The sequence below is a fragment of the Rhodococcus sp. 7Tela_A2 genome (assembly GCF_049311045.1).
Taxonomy (GTDB): Bacteria; Actinomycetota; Actinomycetes; order Mycobacteriales; family Mycobacteriaceae; genus Rhodococcus.
This window is the reverse complement of sequence record NZ_JAXION010000106.1, coordinates 1-14965: the sequence shown is the minus strand read 5'-3', so window position 1 is coordinate 14965 and position 14965 is coordinate 1. Positions and strand designations below refer to the sequence as shown.

The 14965-nt window shown below is 65.6% G+C and carries 16 protein-coding genes; 1 reads left to right on the top strand and 15 read right to left on the bottom strand.

All coding sequences use genetic code 11. The features are described from left to right. Nucleotides 1–418 precede the first annotated feature (418 nt). The gene (murA, locus tag TVH25_RS17205) at nt 419–1699 is read right to left on the bottom strand and encodes a UDP-N-acetylglucosamine 1-carboxyvinyltransferase (protein WP_169622509.1); all 1281 of its coding nucleotides are present in this window, start codon (nt 1697–1699) and stop codon (nt 419–421) included. A 57-nt stretch (nt 1700–1756) separates the two neighbouring features. Between murA and TVH25_RS17200 the strand changes: the two genes are divergently transcribed. Further along, nucleotides 1757–2329 (top strand): cob(I)yrinic acid a,c-diamide adenosyltransferase, encoded by a 573-nt coding sequence (locus TVH25_RS17200; protein WP_422424955.1) that lies wholly within the window; start codon nt 1757–1759, stop codon nt 2327–2329. Between the two features lie 10 nt (nt 2330–2339). On the opposite strand, the gene TVH25_RS17195 is transcribed toward TVH25_RS17200, so the two are convergent. The 14 genes from TVH25_RS17195 to prfA form a co-directional block, all read right to left on the bottom strand. Then, entirely contained in the window at nt 2340–2762 is a 423-nt protein-coding gene (locus TVH25_RS17195; protein WP_169622507.1) for a DUF2550 domain-containing protein, read from the bottom strand. 55 nt (nt 2763–2817) lie between these two features. After that, nucleotides 2818–3183, bottom strand: coding sequence for a F0F1 ATP synthase subunit epsilon (locus TVH25_RS17190; protein ID WP_296550078.1), 366 nt, complete (start codon nt 3181–3183; stop codon nt 2818–2820). A gap of 6 nt (nt 3184–3189) precedes the next feature. Beyond that, nucleotides 3190–4638, bottom strand: coding sequence for a F0F1 ATP synthase subunit beta (atpD, locus tag TVH25_RS17185; protein ID WP_072700323.1), 1449 nt, complete (start codon nt 4636–4638; stop codon nt 3190–3192). 6 nt (nt 4639–4644) lie between these two features. Beyond that, the gene (locus TVH25_RS17180; protein WP_169622506.1) at nt 4645–5622 is read right to left on the bottom strand and encodes a F0F1 ATP synthase subunit gamma; all 978 of its coding nucleotides are present in this window, start codon (nt 5620–5622) and stop codon (nt 4645–4647) included. A gap of 48 nt (nt 5623–5670) precedes the next feature. Continuing rightward, entirely contained in the window at nt 5671–7314 is a 1644-nt protein-coding gene (atpA, locus tag TVH25_RS17175; protein ID WP_169622505.1) for a F0F1 ATP synthase subunit alpha, read from the bottom strand. A gap of 60 nt (nt 7315–7374) precedes the next feature. Then, nucleotides 7375–8190, bottom strand: a complete 816-nt coding sequence (locus TVH25_RS17170) for a F0F1 ATP synthase subunit delta (protein WP_169622504.1) — start codon at nt 8188–8190, stop codon at nt 7375–7377. Nucleotides 8191–8195: 5 nt separating this feature from the next. After that, entirely contained in the window at nt 8196–8759 is a 564-nt protein-coding gene (locus TVH25_RS17165) for a F0F1 ATP synthase subunit B (RefSeq protein ID WP_169622503.1), read from the bottom strand. Between the two features lie 13 nt (nt 8760–8772). After that, on the bottom strand, nt 8773–9024 hold the full coding sequence (locus TVH25_RS17160; protein ID WP_072700316.1) for an ATP synthase F0 subunit C: 252 nt from the start codon (nt 9022–9024) through the stop codon (nt 8773–8775). A 92-nt stretch (nt 9025–9116) separates the two neighbouring features. Beyond that, nucleotides 9117–9965, bottom strand: coding sequence for a F0F1 ATP synthase subunit A (gene atpB / locus TVH25_RS17155; RefSeq protein ID WP_174555795.1), 849 nt, complete (start codon nt 9963–9965; stop codon nt 9117–9119). A 260-nt stretch (nt 9966–10225) separates the two neighbouring features. After that, entirely contained in the window at nt 10226–10705 is a 480-nt protein-coding gene (locus TVH25_RS17150; RefSeq protein ID WP_169622502.1) for a hypothetical protein, read from the bottom strand. Between the two features lie 11 nt (nt 10706–10716). Beyond that, nucleotides 10717–11919, bottom strand: a complete 1203-nt coding sequence (locus TVH25_RS17145) for a glycosyltransferase family 4 protein (protein WP_422424953.1) — start codon at nt 11917–11919, stop codon at nt 10717–10719. A 20-nt stretch (nt 11920–11939) separates the two neighbouring features. Next, on the bottom strand, nt 11940–12602 hold the full coding sequence (locus TVH25_RS17140) for an L-threonylcarbamoyladenylate synthase (protein WP_169622500.1): 663 nt from the start codon (nt 12600–12602) through the stop codon (nt 11940–11942). 55 nt (nt 12603–12657) lie between these two features. Further along, on the bottom strand, nt 12658–13578 hold the full coding sequence (gene prmC, locus TVH25_RS17135) for a peptide chain release factor N(5)-glutamine methyltransferase (protein ID WP_169622499.1): 921 nt from the start codon (nt 13576–13578) through the stop codon (nt 12658–12660). Nucleotides 13579–13677: 99 nt separating this feature from the next. After that, nucleotides 13678–14757 (bottom strand): peptide chain release factor 1, encoded by a 1080-nt coding sequence (prfA, locus tag TVH25_RS17130; RefSeq protein WP_169622498.1) that lies wholly within the window; start codon nt 14755–14757, stop codon nt 13678–13680. Between the last annotated feature and the right edge of the window lie 208 nt (nt 14758–14965).

Below are 14965 nucleotides of genomic sequence, written 5' to 3'. Positions count from 1 at the left end.
TCCACAAAAGCGGATGATCGCACCAAATAATTGGCACTGACATTCATCGGCACACTGTTGAGTTCTCAAAGAACACGCACACACCATCACTTGCAAGTTTCTCAACTTGTTCGATCCGGGGTTTGTTGTCCCACCGGGTTCCTCATCGGCTCCCTGGGGCGAACACCAACCTTACCAGAAGATTGTGTGTCGTGTAAACGTGCAGGCGCCTTCGTCCAACCTCGTTTTCCCAGTCCCTCAGGTCCGGGTCGGTGTCCGTGTCGCTCTGACTTGGACTAAGTTACGCGACGATGAACTGCCCTGCAAATCCCCTGGTCAGCAGCTATTCGGGGAAGGAAACCCCAGGTGAACGGGCCTAGCGTCTACCCCGCGGACCGGGATCTTCAATCGTGACGCCGCACACATGCCACCCCGGGCCTCATCCGCGCAGGAGAGTGGGCTCGCCGGCCCCGACCCGCTCGATGTTGCCGCCCAGCTCCTGGATGATTTCCACGAACCTCGGGTAGCCGCGATCGATGTGGTAGACGTCGTGCACTTCGGTCACCCCGTCTGCGCACAGCCCGGCAAGCACCAGTCCGGCCCCTGCACGGATATCCGACGCCCATACCGGAGCACTCGACAGTTCCTCCACGCCGCGGATCACCGCATGGTGTCCGTCCGTCCGCGCGTCGGCGCCCAGACGCACCATCTCCTCCACGAAGCGGAACCGCGCCTCGAAGACGTTTTCGGTGATCATCGACGTGCCGTCCGCCACCGCCGCGAGCCCGATGGCCATCGGCTGAAGATCGGTAGGGAAACCGGGGTACGGAAGTGTCGCGAAGTTGACCGCCCGCGGACGCTCCCTCTGGACCACGCGGAACCCGTCCACGAGCGGAGCCACTTCGGCGCCGGCTCCCCGCAGCTTGTCGAGCACGAGTGCGAGGTGCTTGGGATTGACTCCGCGCACGGTCAGATCCCCGCGCGTCATCGCCGCCGCGATCCCCCACGTCGCCGCCACGATGCGGTCACCGATGCAGCGATGACTCGTGGGCGAGAGGGCAGGAACGCCGGAGATCCGAAGAGTCGTGCTCCCGGCGCCCGTGATCCGGGCACCCATCTGGACGAGCATGGTGCACAGGTCCACGATCTCCGGTTCACGCGCGGCATTGTCGATAGTGGTGTCGCCCTTTGCGAGGACAGCAGCCATGAGGATGTTCTCGGTGGCACCCACCGATGGGAAGGCCAGCCGGATCGTCGCGCCGTGCAGTTCGTCCGCCTCGGCAACGACGCAGCCGTGCTCGATGGTGCTGTGCGCCCCCAGCAGACGGAGACCGGACTGGTGCATGTCGAGAGGGCGGGAGCCGATCGCGTCTCCGCCCGGCAGGGCGACCACCGCGCGGCGGCATCTCGCGACCAAGGGTCCGAGGACACATACGGAGGCACGGAACTGCTTCACCGCGGCGAAGTCCGCGTGGTACGACGGCTGCGCGGGGGTCGTGATCCGTACTTCGTCTCCGTCGAGTTCGACCTCGCAGCCGAGACCCCGCAGGACCTCCGCCATCAAGGGCACGTCGAGGATGTCTGGACAGTTCGTAATCGTCGTGGTGCCCTCGGCGAGAAGCGCGGCAGCCATCAGCTTGAGCACGCTGTTCTTGGCACCACCGACGACGACATCACCAACGAGCCGGTTTCCCCCGGTGACAAGAAAGCGTTCACTCACAGCGACACAGCCTAACGTCGTGTCTGTCTCTACAGCGGAACCGGTACCGTGGCGGCCATGGCAGTGCATCTCACCAGGATCTATACCCGTACCGGAGACGACGGTACGACGGGCCTCAGTGATTTTTCCCGGGTATCGAAGAACGACCCGCGATTGATCGCCTACGCCGATTGCGACGAGACGAACGCGGCGATCGGGGTGGTGCTCGCACTCGGTTCCGTCCCCGAGCGGCTCGTTCCCGTGCTGCAGCAGATCCAGAACGACCTGTTCGATGCGGGCGCCGATCTGTCGACGCCGATCGCGGAGAACCCGAAGTACCCGCCGCTGCGCATCACCGAGCCGTACATCGACCGGCTCGAGGCGTGGTGCGACGAATTCAACGAAGAGCTGGGACCGCTCGATTCGTTCATTCTTCCGGGCGGAACCCCGGCCGCGGCGCTGCTGCACACCACTCGCACGGTGGCGCGCCGGGCGGAACGTTCGGCATGGGCTGCGGTGGACGCCGCACCCGAGACCACGACAGTCTTGCCGGCGAAGTACCTCAACCGTCTGTCGGATCTGTTGTTCATCCTCAGCAGGGTCACCAATCCGGAGGGCGACGTCCTGTGGAAGCCCGGAGCGGGCGCGTAGGTAGGTCGATCTAGTAGGGACGGCGGCGCTGCGAGCGTCCCGACGGCCTGGACTCCACCCAGGACAGGAACGCCGTCTTCGCGCCGCTGTCCAGAGCGATCTCGTAGGATCCGTCGCCGTCGACGATCTCGAGGATCACGATGTCCTCGGTCATGATGTCCGTCTCCGCTGCCGTGGCGTGCCGGCGCGAACGCACCTCGATGCCCTGGCGGGAAATCCGCGTATCCGGCCCGGGACGCAGACTCGAGAGCTTGTAGAAGGCGAGCGTCTCGTCGCCGTAACGAATGATCCCGTGGCGCCATCCGGCGCAGTCACTGCGCGGGAGAACCCTCAGAATCGCGGCAGTGCCCCCTCCCCGAAGGGAGAAGGCACGATAAACGAGAGCCGCGACGGCAACCGCAAGCAGAACCACAAGGATGATGAGAACAATCATTCCGAGTGACACTGCTTGTCGGCTCCGTCGCGGCTCTTCGTTGTGTATCCGACGATCAGGCCCGTTCGACGGCCCGCAGGCGGCCCTTGGCCGCTGCGACTGCCGCCTCGTCCTGACTTTCGGCCAGGGTCGACTTCGCTGCCTCGACGTCGATGTCTTCGGCAAGAACGGCCGCTTCGGCAAGAACCGTCACGGTCGTGGCGGTCACCGAGAGGAATCCGCCGTCGACTGCCATGACGATACGCTCCCCGTCGGCGGTCTTGACCGACACGACACCGCCCTCGACGAGCTGGCCGAGGACCGGCTCGTGTCCGGGCATGACGCCGATTTCGCCTTCGGTGGTCTGGGCGGTGACGAGAGTCGCCTCTCCCGACCAGACACGTTCCTCGACGGCAACGATGTCTACGCGCATCTCAGCCACGCCGGCCTACTTTCCGGAGATCTTCTTGGCCGCGGCCTCGACATCGTCGAGTCCACCGCAGCTGTTGAAGGCCTGCTCCGGAAGGTGGTCGAACTCGCCCTTGCAGACGCGGTCGAACGCCTCGATCGTGTCGCTGAGCGGCACGACCGAACCGGGCTGACCCGTGAACTTCTCGGCAACGATGAAGTTCTGGCCGAGGAACTTCTGGAGACGACGGGCACGGTTGACCGTGACCTTGTCCTCTTCGGAAAGCTCGTCCATACCGAGGATGGCGATGATGTCCTGCAGTTCCTTGTACTTCTGAAGGATCCGCTTGACCTCGTTGGCGACACGGAAGTGATCCGCGCCGACGATGCCGGGCTCGAGGATGCGCGAGGTCGACGTCAGCGGGTCCACAGCGGGGTAGATACCCATCTGCGAAATCGGACGCGAGAGCTCGGTGGTCGCATCGAGGTGCGCGAACGTGGTGGCCGGCGCCGGGTCGGTGTAGTCGTCGGCGGGAACGTAGATCGCCTGCAGCGAGGTGATCGAGCGACCACGCGTCGAGGTGATGCGCTCCTGGAGCTCACCCATCTCGTCGGCCAGCGTCGGCTGGTAACCCACGGCCGAAGGCATACGACCGAGAAGGGTCGACACCTCGGAACCGGCCTGGGTGAACCGGAAGATGTTGTCGATGAAGAGCAGCACGTCCTGGCCCTGCACATCGCGGAAGTACTCCGCCATGGTCAGTGCGGACAGGGCGACGCGCATACGCGTGCCCGGCGGCTCGTCCATCTGGCCGAAGACAAGGGCGGTGTCCTGGAGGACGCCCATCTCTTCCATCTCGAGGTGGAGGTCGGTGCCCTCACGGGTGCGCTCGCCGACGCCGGCGAACACCGACGTACCGGAGAACTCACGCGCGATACGGGTGATCATCTCCTGGATCAGAACGGTCTTGCCGACACCGGCACCACCGAACAGACCGATCTTGCCGCCCTTGACGTACGGGGTGAGCAGGTCGATGACCTTGATGCCGGTCTCGAGGATTTCGGTCTTGCCCTCGAGCTGGTCGAAGGCCGGGGGCTTGCGGTGGATGCCCCACTGCTCGCCGTCGCGACCCGTTCCGGGTGCATCGAGGCAGTCGCCCAGGGCGTTGAAGACGTGGCCCTTCACGACATCGCCGACCGGCACGGAGATCGGGCGACCGGTGTCGGTGACGGAGGTGCCGCGCACCAGACCGTCGGTGGGCTGCATCGAGATCGTGCGGACCAGGTTGTCACCCAGGTGCTGCGCGACCTCGAGGGTCAGGGTCTTCGCCACGGACGGCAGAGTGACCTCTGCGTGCAGGGCGTTGAACAGTTCGGGTACGGCGCCACGCGGGAACTCCACGTCGACGACGGCGCCGATGACGCGGACGACGCGCCCGGCAAGGGCCGACGCCGCACCGGCGTTTTTGTCGGTAACTGCTGCGGTCATTGTGGTTCAGTCACTTCCTGCACTCGAGGCGAGCGCACCGGCACCGCCGACGATCTCGCTGATTTCCTGGGTGATCTGGGCCTGGCGGGCCTGATTCGCCTGACGGCTGAGGGTGTTCACCAGATCCGTGGCATTGTCCGTCGCGGCCTTCATCGCGGTACGACGGGCAGCCGACTCGGAGGCTGCGGCCTCCAGCAGCGACGCAAAGATCCGCGTGCTGACGTACTTCGGCAGAAGCGCGGACAGAAGCGTCGACGCCTCGGGCTCGAAGTTGTAGTCGGCCGTGGGTCCCTCGGATACACGATGACCGTCGCTCAGCATGTCCGAACCCAGTTCGATCTCGTCCTCGGTGACACTCACCTCGAGCGGCGCCATACGACGCACCTCGGGGATCTGGGTCAGCATGGACACGAACCGGGTGTAGACGATGTGCAGCTCGTCGACGCCCTCGATGGTGCCTTCGCCGTTGGGTGCAGGCACCTCGGAACCGGATCCGGCCATGAACAGCTCGACCAGGTGCCGGCTCGCCTTCGCAGCATCCGTGTAACGGGGTTCCTGCGAGAAGCCTGTCCAGGCACCCGCGACGGGACGCTCACGGAAGGTGTAGAACGACAGGCCCTTACCGCCCAGCACGTACAGCACGGGCTCTTTGCCCTCGCTGACGAGCAGCTGGCGCAGCTCCTCCGCCTCCTTCAAGACGTTGGAGTTGTAACCACCGGCCATACCGCGGTCGCTGGTCACGACCAGCACTGCCGCACGCTTCGGGTTCTCGCGCTCGTTGAGCAGGGGGTGATCCAGCGACGAGGACGCGCTGGCCAACTCCGAGAGGACCTTGGTGATCTCCTCGGCGTAGGGCTTCGATGCCGCCACTCGGGCCTGAGCCTTCGTGATACGCGACGTCGCGATCAGTTCCTGCGCCTTGGTGATCTTCTTGGTCGAGTTGACCGACTTGATCCGCGAGCGCAGCTCACGCAAGTTCGCCATTCGTCGATCACACTCCCTTCACTGGACGCTGGGTCATGGCCGCCCCGTTCACTTGCGAACGGAGGTGCGCTTGACGGAGACCTGCTCCTGCGCCACTTCGTCGGCGCCGAGAGCCTCTGCTTCGGCCTCGTTCACGACGCGGCTGCCGTCGGAGGCGAGGAAGCCCTCCTTGAACTTGGCGGTCGCGGCGGTCAGTGCCTCGATCGACTCGTCGGTCAGGGCCTTGCCACCGGCGATCTGCTCGTAGACGCCCGAAGCGTTGCGATGCAGATCCTCGAGAAGCTCGGTCTCGAAACGACGGACGTCGCCGACGGGAACGGAGTCGAAGACACCCTCACCGGCAAGGTAGATCGAGATGATCTGGTCCTCGACGGCGATCGGCGAGTACTGATCCTGCTTGAGGAGCTCGACGAGCCGCTGTCCGCGCTCGAGCTGCGCCTTCGACGCGGCATCGAGATCGGAAGCGAAGGTCGCGAATGCCTCGAGCTCGCGGTACTGAGCAAGTTCCAGACGCAGGGAGCCGGAGACCTTCTTCATGCCCTTGGTCTGTGCGGCGCCACCGACTCGGGAGACCGAGATACCGACGTTGATCGCGGGACGGACGCCCTTGTTGAAGAGGTCCGACTCGAGGAAGACCTGACCGTCGGTGATGGAGATGACGTTGGTCGGGATGTACGCCGAGACGTCGTTCGCCTTGGTCTCGATGATCGGCAGAGCCGTCAGCGAGCCGCCACCGAGCGCGTCGGACAGCTTGGCCGAACGCTCCAGCAGACGCGAGTGCAGGTAGAAGACGTCACCGGGGTATGCCTCACGTCCCGGCGGGCGACGCAGCAGCAGCGAGATGGCACGGTATGCCTCGGCCTGCTTGGTCAGATCGTCGAACACGATGAGGACGTGCTTGCCCTGGTACATCCAGTGCTGGCCGAGGGCCGAACCGGTGTACGGGGCGAGCCACTTGAAGCCGGCGGAGTCGGAGGCCGGAGCTGCGACGATGGTGGTGTACTCCATCGCGCCGTTCTCCTCGAGGGCCTGCTTGACGCCCGCGATGGTGGAGCCCTTCTGGCCGATCGCGACGTAGATGCAGCGCACCTGCTTCGACGCGTCGCCGGACTCCCAGTTGGCCTTCTGGTTCAGGATCGCGTCGATGCAGACCGCGGTCTTGCCGGTCTTGCGGTCGCCGATCACGAGCTGGCGCTGGCCACGCCCGATCGGGGTCATCGCGTCGATGGCCTTGATGCCCGTCTGGAGCGGCTCCTCGACCGGCTGGCGCTCCAGCACGGAAGCGGCCTGCAGCTCGAGCGCACGGGTCTCGTCGGCTTCGATGTCGCCGAGGCCGTCGATCGGCTGACCGAGCGGGTTCACGACGCGTCCGAGGAAGTTGTCGCTGACCGGGACGGACAGAACGTCGCCGGTCCGCTTTACTTCCTGGCCTTCCTGGATGGACTGGAAGTCACCCAGGATCACGGCACCGATTTCGGTGGCTTCGAGGTTGAGGGCCACGCCCAGAACGCCGCCGGGGAATTCCAGCAGCTCGTTGGACATCGCCGACGGGAGGCCGCTGATGTGCGCGATGCCGTCACTGGTGTCGACGACCACGCCGACCTCTTCGCGGGAGGCCTCCGGGGAGTAGCTCGCGGTGTAATTGTCAATCGCGCTACGGATCTCGTCGGAGGAGATCGTCAGCTCCGCCATGTTCTTCCTGCTCTCGGTATCAGGTCTTCGGAAAGATCTATGTGTGTGTTCGGAAGTGGACTACGTGAGGCTCTTGCGCACTGCCGCGAGTCGACCCGCAGCACTGCCGTCGATGACCTCGTCGCCCACCCGGACGACCAATCCACTGAGAAGCTCGGGATCGACCTCGACGTGCACCGTCACAGGCTTCCCGTAGATACGGCCCAGGGTAGCGGCGAGCCGCTCTTCCTGCGTCGCATCGAGGGGTGCCGCGCTTCGGACGTGCGCAACGGCACGATCGCGCTGTGTTGCGGCGAGCGCCGACAGTTCGTCGAGCGTCTCGGCCGGCGGCTTGCGGAGCCGACCGACGGCATGAACCGCCAACGCTTCGGTGATCGCGGTCACCTTGCCGTAGAGCAGACGCGACAGCAGCTCCCGCTTGGCCGTAACCGTGGTGCTGCGGTCGGAAAGTGTCCGCTCGAGGTCCGGGTTACCGGCCACGATGCGTCCGAGGCGGAAAAGCTCGTCCTCGACGGTGTCGAGCTGGTTCTGCTCCGCTGCCGCCTTGAGCAACGCCTCACGACCGAGCTGGACGAGAGAGTTGGTCAGGTCGGACTGTGCCGACCAGTCCTGCCCCGCCGCGGCTTTGACGGTCGCGAGGGTCGAGGCCGAAACCTTCCCCCCGAAGACCTGCTCGGCCAGCGTCACCCGAACGGCGACCGGGGCCGAGGCGTCTGCCAGCGCGCTCCGGAGAGCCCGCTGGTTGTCGAGCGCCTCGACCACCGAGAACAGTTCGGAACCGGCCTGAGCCGCAGCGGCAGTCGCGGCACCCGAGCCCAGGGCGGACTGCAACGCGGAACGCGTATGAGCGAGTGCCTCACGGCTTGCTGCGTACATGGTGCTCACTTTCCGGATGCAGAGTCAGCGCTGAGGGAGTCGAGTTCGTCGAGGAATCGATCGATCGAGCCGGCACGCTTCACATCGTCGGCGAGTGTCTCGCCGATGATCTTCTCGGCGAGATCCACCGAGCTACGTCCGAGATCGGTGCGCAGTTCGGCCACGATCTGCTGGCGCTGGGCCTGCAGCTGGTTGTGACCTGCAGCGACGATGCGGTCGCTCTCTTCCTGAGCCTGTGCCTTCATGTCGGCGATGATCTGCTGGCCCTGCGTACGGGCCTCTTCACGGATCTGCGCCGCCTCGGTACGGGCTTCGGCGAGCTGGGCACGATACTGCTCGAGCGCGGCCGCAGCCTCTGCCTGAGCTTCCTCTGCCTTCTTGATGCCGCCTTCGATCAGCTCCGAACGCTCGTCGAGAACCTTCTGGAACATCGGAAGTACGAACTTCCAGAAGACGATGCCGACGATGATCAGGGCGACGAGCGACCAAACGATGTCGTATGTCGCGGGCAGCAGGGGATTGGGTGTCTCCCCCTCCGCTGCCGCGAGAATCAGGATGCTGTCAGCCATGGTTGTCGTCGAATCAGAAGATGAAGCCGGCGACGATACCGATCAGCGCCAGTGCCTCGGTGAATGCGATACCGAGGAACATGGTGGTACGCAGCTGACCGGCCATCTCGGGCTGACGAGCCATGCCCTCGATCGCCTTACCGACGACGATGCCGATGCCGATGCCGGGGCCGATCGCAGCGAGGCCGTAGCCGACCGCACCGAGTCCACTGATGGTGGTCTCCGACTGGGCGAGGACGTCTGCTGCCTGAAGCGCAACGCTCATTGGTGTTCCATTCCCTTTCTTGTGGCCCGGCCCCGGGGATCGGCGACCGAGTCAGTCTGTGTGTAGAGATGTAGGTCGTGCAGTTCGGGGAGCTAATGCTCTTCGGCGTGCAGCGCCAGATCGATGTACACCGCTGTGAGCAGCGCGAAAATGTAGGCCTGCAGGACGATCACCAGAAGCTCGAAGAAGGTGAACGCGACTCCGCCGATGAGCGAACCGATACCGAAGAACCTCATGATGCCGTCGGAGTCGAAGAAGAAGAACTGCGTGGCGCTGAAGAACAGCACCAGCATGATATGTCCGGCCAGCATGTTCGCCATGAGACGAATGGTGAGGGTGAACGGCCGCAGCAGGAATGTCGAGACGAACTCGATCGGGATCACCAGAAGGTGAAGAGCCGGCGGCAGGTTCGGAATGACGATGCTGCTCTTGACGTAGCGGAAGAATCCGTACTTCTTGATGCCTACGTAGTTGAAGACGATGTAGGCGAGCGCAGCAAGGACGATCGGCATGCCGATTCGCGCATTCGACGAGATGTTGAGGAAGGGGATGATCGAGGTCAGGTTGAGCCCGACCACCAAGAAGAAGATGGTGACGATCACCGGCAGGAACCGGCGCCCCTGCTCTTTGCCGAGGATGTCCTCGGCAATGTGGATACGAACAAAGTCGAGCATGATCTCGGCGACGTTCTGCACGCCTCGCGGCACGATCTTCGGACTCCGCATGGCGAAGAAGAAGAAGACTGCGACGAGCAGTGCAACGACGACGCGGATAAGCATCAGTCGATCCATCTCGAAGGGGGTGCCCTCGAAGAGGATTGGCGGTGGGAAAAAATCAGCAAGTGACGGCGCGTGGAATTCTCCGGCTGCCAAGGTGGTGACGCTCAGCGCTCTCTCCCGTAGTCGGCCGCAGGCATTGCCGTCTGCGGTTCGATCGGACATTGACGATCCAACAAGTCGACCAGGTCGGCTCGCGTATTCGCCAGTGTTCCGAACCGCCGAAGCGGTTCCGCGTCCTGCCGGTGTCGGCGACTCTCGTCGACTCGGCGGTCATTGAACACGACCGCCTATGAAGTCACAACCGCGTGCTCGGCCCAGGGCCCTCGCGTGCAGTGTCACCTTCGTGAAAACCACACTACCAACTGCTCTACGACAGTGCGTAGGTGGGTACCCTACCCGCGGGTAATTGACACACGTATCTACTACTGATCGTCGTTTCCGCTGCCGGCCGACGGCTCCGGATCGACGTAGAGCGCGCGCTGGGACACCACGCCGTACGTTTCCGCACCGAGCACGATCACCAACGCCAGCACGATCGTCAGGACGAGCGCGTTCCGGTTGTAGAAGTCCAGCGGATCGAGCGTCGCCATCACCACGATGGCGAGGATCAGCTTGAGTAGCCACGTTCCGAGCAGTACCGCGCCCGCGGTCATCGCCGGGAGTTTCGCGGTCAGCAGCACGCCGAGCGCGGTGAACAGGATGAACCCGCCACCGACGGCCGCACCGATCAGCGCTCCCCACAGGCCGGGCGTTCCCGCGACGAGCACGGACACGATCGACGCCACGACGGCCAGCGCGAGCAGTCCGAGTACGCCGTACCGGACGGCCGCGCGCATGGGTGCCGACGCGTCCGGCAGGGTGGGCAGGGAGTGTTCGGGTTCGGGAAGATCCGGGGAGGTCACAGTAATCGAGCCTAACGGACCCGGCGGAAGCGCTTCGGCGATGCATCCCCGTCGCCGTCGTGATGCCGCAGCGATGGGACGGCGGTCACCACGAGCGCGAACAACAGGCCGGCGGCGGTCATCAGCACGACCACCCTGCGGTCGAGCAGCGACGAACCCACGGCTCCGAAGGCCAGGACTCCGACCCACAAGTAGAGGAGCAGCACCACCCGCCGGTGCGAATGGCCGATCTGCAGCAGCCGGTGATGCAGGTGCATCTTGTCCGGGCTGAACGGGCTCACGCCGGCGCGCGTGCGCCGGACGATCGCGAGGAGCAGGTCGAGAATCGGGATGAACATGACAGCGCCGATCAGGATGAGCGGCGACAGGAGACCGAGAAGGTCGCGGGAGCCGTAGGCACTGAGGGGAATTCGGCCCGACGCGCTGGTCGAGATGGCCGCGAGCATCAGGCCGATCAACATCGAGCCCGAGTCCCCCATGAAGATCTTCGCGGGCTGGAAATTGAACGGCAGGAACCCCAGGCACGCCCCCGCCAGCGCGGCCGCGATCAGCGCCGGCGGATACGCCGAGACGTCTCCGCCCTGATCGAGCAACAGTCCCACCGAGAACACACAGATCGCCACCGCGGCGATCAGTCCGAGACCGGCCGCGAGACCGTCGAGGCCGTCGACGAAGTTCATCGCGTTGATCATCACGGCGGCTACCGCGACCGTGATGAGTCCCCCTTGCAGCTGGTCGAGCACGAGCGTGGAACCGCTGAAGGGGTCGTAGATCACGATCCAGCTCACGCCCATCACCACCAGTACCCCGGCAGCGGTCACCTGCCCCACGAACTTGGTGAGGGCGTCGAGTCCCCACCGGTCGTCGATGATGCCCACGAGCACGATGATCGACGCCGCCACCAGCGCGGCACCCATCTCGGTGGTGTACTCGAAACCTCTGGTCAACGCCGGCAGATGCTGTGCGAAGACGATGCCCGCCACGAGTCCGATGTACATCCCGACCCCGCCCAGACGCGGCGTCGGAGTGACGTGCACGTCACGATCGCGAGGGATCGCCACCGCACCGAACTTGATCGCCAGGATCCGGACTACACCGGTGGCGAGAAAGGTCACCACCGCAGAGGTGAGAAGCACCAGAAGCAGTTCCCTGATGGGTACGCCCGCGCCACGTCCCGCCTGCGCGAGCAGTACGACCGAGTCGGCTGAAGTCACGTGCTCCGTTCCTCCGCCCGCTACTCCCCGCCGGAGCGCAGGCGTTCGGGATCATCGCCGAGCACCTCGGCGACGTCCTCGGCCGACACCGCGCCTTCGCGCAGGATCCGGGGGCGGTCACCGGTGAGATCGACGATCGTCGACGCGACGCCGTGTTCGGCCGGTCCACCGTCGAGATACACCCCGACGGATTCCCCGAGCTGTTCACGCGCCTGACCGGCGTCGGTGGCGGGCGGGCGACCGGAAATGTTGGCGCTCGACACTGCGAGCGGTCCGACCTCGCGCAGCAACTCGAGGATCACCGGGTGCAGGGGCATGCGCAGCATCACCGTTCCGCGGGTGTCGCCGAGATCCCACGCGAGCGACGGTGCCTGATGCACCACCAGGCTGAGGCCGCCGGGCCAGAACGCACGGATGAGTTCGCGCGCTTCGGGGCGCACGGTGCTGACGAGGCCGTCGATCGTCGTCCACGATCCAACGAGGATGGGCACCGGCATGTCCCGTCCGCGTCCCTTCGCCCTCAGCAGCGCGGAGACAGCGGAACTGTCGAATGCGTCGGCTGCGAGGCCGTACACCGTGTCGGTGGGCACGACGACGAGGCGTCCTGCCTTGAGCGCGCCCCGCGCCGCGTTCAATCCTGCGGCGCGCGAATCTGGTTTGTTGCAGTCGTACACGGTGCTCACGCACTCATCCTTCCACTAGCGCTCGAGTATTCCGTCGCGGGGCTCGGCGCCCGGGCTAACCACCAGCCGAGGAACGGACTGCCGCACGACTCGCTTCGACGTCGGTCGGCACCCGGTGCGCGACCACGAATCGGGGCTTGCCCGCCAGGTCGTAATGCTCGACGACGTCGTCGAAGACGCGGCGCTGCGCGAACAGCTCGGCGACGAGCATGCCGTTGGTGTCGTCGTGTTCCACCGCCGCCGCTCCCCCGATTCGCAACCAGCGCGCGATGTTCGAGATCATCGGTTTGATGACGGACAGCCCGTCCGGGCCGCCGAACAACGCAGAATGCGGGTCGTGCTCGGCGACTTCGGGCTCGAGGGCGGTTCCCTCGGGGATGTACGGCGGGTTGGACACCACGATGTCGACAGCGCCCTCGAGCGCGGCGAGCAAGGTGCGGTCGGTCACGTCACCCTGGTGCAGCACGATCGGCGTGTCGCCGTCGTTCGCACGGGTCTCGGCGTTCTGCCGCGCCCAGGCGAGCGCCCGCGGCTCGAGTTCGACAGCGTGCACGACGGCATCCGGCCGGGCATGGGCAATGGCGAGCGCGAGCGCGCCCGATCCCGTACACAGATCGAGCACGACGGGATTGCGGCGTCCGTGGCGTTCGAGAAATGCCAGCGCCCAACCGAGAAGCAGTTCCGTCTCGGGCCGGGGCACGAACACGCCGGGCCCGACGGCGAGGTCGATCTCGCCCATCGGCGACGTGCCGAGGATGTATTGGAGGGGAATGCGCTTGGCGCGCTGGTCCACCATCGCGCGGTAGGCCTCGATCATGGCCGAATCGACGAGGGGCACGAGCCCGAGCCGGCCTCGCTCGATTCCGAGCAGGTGCGCGGCAAGCAGTTCGGCGTCGACACGCGGGCTCGCGACACCCGCTTCCTCGAGCACCGACGCTGCTTCGATGATGGCCAGGCGCAGGGGTTGACGACTCACGCAGTACAGCGTGCCATGCCCACGGCCGCTCCGATGCCACGAGGTCCCCCACGCATACCTCGCACAGGGGACTCGCCACCGACGCGGCGGGGCACGCGCTTATTCGGCGGCGAGCCGGGCCTGCCGGTCGGCGGCCGCGAGCGCGTCGAGAAGCGCATCCATGTCTCCGTCGAGCACAGCGTCGAGATTGTGCGCCTTGTAGCCGATGCGGTGGTCGGTGATGCGGTTCTCGGGGTAGTTGTAGGTCCGGATGCGCTCGGAGCGGTCGACGGTGCGCACCTGGCTCGCACGGCCCGCCGAGGCCTCCGCGTCCGCTGCTTCTTCGGCTGCGGCCTGCAGACGCGCGGCGAGAACCTGCATCGCACGGGCCTTGTTCTGCAACTGCGACCGCTCGTTCTGACACGTGACGACGATCCCCGTCGGCAGGTGGGTGATCCGGACGGCGGAGTCGGTCGTATTGACGCCCTGCCCACCCTTGCCGGACGAGCGGTACACGTCGATGCGCAGATCGCCCTCGTCGATCTGCACCTCTTCCACCTCGTCGGGTTCGGGATAGACGAAGACGCCGGCCGCGGAGGTGTGCACGCGGCCCTGCGATTCGGTCACCGGGACGCGCTGCACCCGGTGCACCCCACCCTCGAACTTGAGCCGCGACCATACGCCGTCCCGGACGTCGGTCTTCGACTTGATGGACAGGGTGACGTCCTTGTAGCCACCGAGATCCGAATAGGTCGCGCCGAGGACTTCCACACGCCAGCCGGAGTTCTCGGCGTTGCGGGTGTACATGCGCGCGAGATCGGCCGCGAACAGGGCGGACTCCTCGCCGCCCTCCCCCGACTTCACTTCGAGCACCACGTCGTCCCCGTCGTGCGGATCGCGGGGCGCGAGGAGATCGGTGAGCGTGCGGTCGAGTTCGGCGACCTGCTCTTCGAGCTTGTTCACCTCGTCGGCGAAGGCGGAGTCGTCGGCGGCCAGTTCACGGGCGGCTCCGAGGTCGTCGCGCGCGGCCGTCAGCTTGGTGTACGTGGCCATGACCGGGGCGAGCTCGGCGAACCGCTTCCCTACCCTGCGCGCAATCGACGGATCGTTGTGCAGCGCCGGGTCGGACAATTGCTGTTCCAGACCCGCGTATTCGGCCAGGATGTCGTCGATGGCCGACGGCTTGGTCTGCCCCGCCATGGGTCGCTCCGCTCTGTGATGCTGTGTGCTTCGATGCCGTGCGCCTGCTTGGGTGCTGCGGCGCTCGACGAGTGTGTATCGAGGGGTGCCCGGCCGCGCCGGTACACCGGTGGAACAAAAAAGCCGACGCCCGGCCGGGGACGAAGACAGCACCGGGCGTCGGCGGGCCCGCTAGCGGGCGGCGTGGGGCGTGGTGGGAGGGCGGGTG

Bases quoted from the DNA above. Each gene is read 5' to 3' on its own strand.
- atpD (WP_072700323.1), bottom strand. From the start codon at position 4,638: ATGACCGCAGCAGTTACCGACAAAAACGCCGGTGCGGCGTCGGCCCTT.
- TVH25_RS17180 (WP_169622506.1), bottom strand. From the start codon at position 5,622: ATGGCGAACTTGCGTGAGCTGCGCTCGCGGATCAAGTCGGTCAACTCG.
- TVH25_RS17160 (WP_072700316.1), bottom strand. From the start codon at position 9,024: ATGAGCGTTGCGCTTCAGGCAGCAGACGTCCTCGCCCAGTCGGAGACC.
- TVH25_RS17170 (WP_169622504.1), bottom strand. From the start codon at position 8,190: ATGTACGCAGCAAGCCGTGAGGCACTCGCTCATACGCGTTCCGCGTTG.
- atpA (WP_169622505.1), bottom strand. From the start codon at position 7,314: ATGGCGGAGCTGACGATCTCCTCCGACGAGATCCGTAGCGCGATTGAC.
- TVH25_RS17165 (WP_169622503.1), bottom strand. From the start codon at position 8,759: ATGGCTGACAGCATCCTGATTCTCGCGGCAGCGGAGGGGGAGACACCC.
- prfA (WP_169622498.1), bottom strand. From the start codon at position 14,757: ATGGCGGGGCAGACCAAGCCGTCGGCCATCGACGACATCCTGGCCGAA.
- TVH25_RS17200 (WP_422424955.1), top strand. From the start codon at position 1,757: ATGGCAGTGCATCTCACCAGGATCTATACCCGTACCGGAGACGACGGT.
- TVH25_RS17195 (WP_169622507.1), bottom strand. From the start codon at position 2,762: ATGATTGTTCTCATCATCCTTGTGGTTCTGCTTGCGGTTGCCGTCGCG.
- atpB (WP_174555795.1), bottom strand. From the start codon at position 9,965: ATGTCCGATCGAACCGCAGACGGCAATGCCTGCGGCCGACTACGGGAG.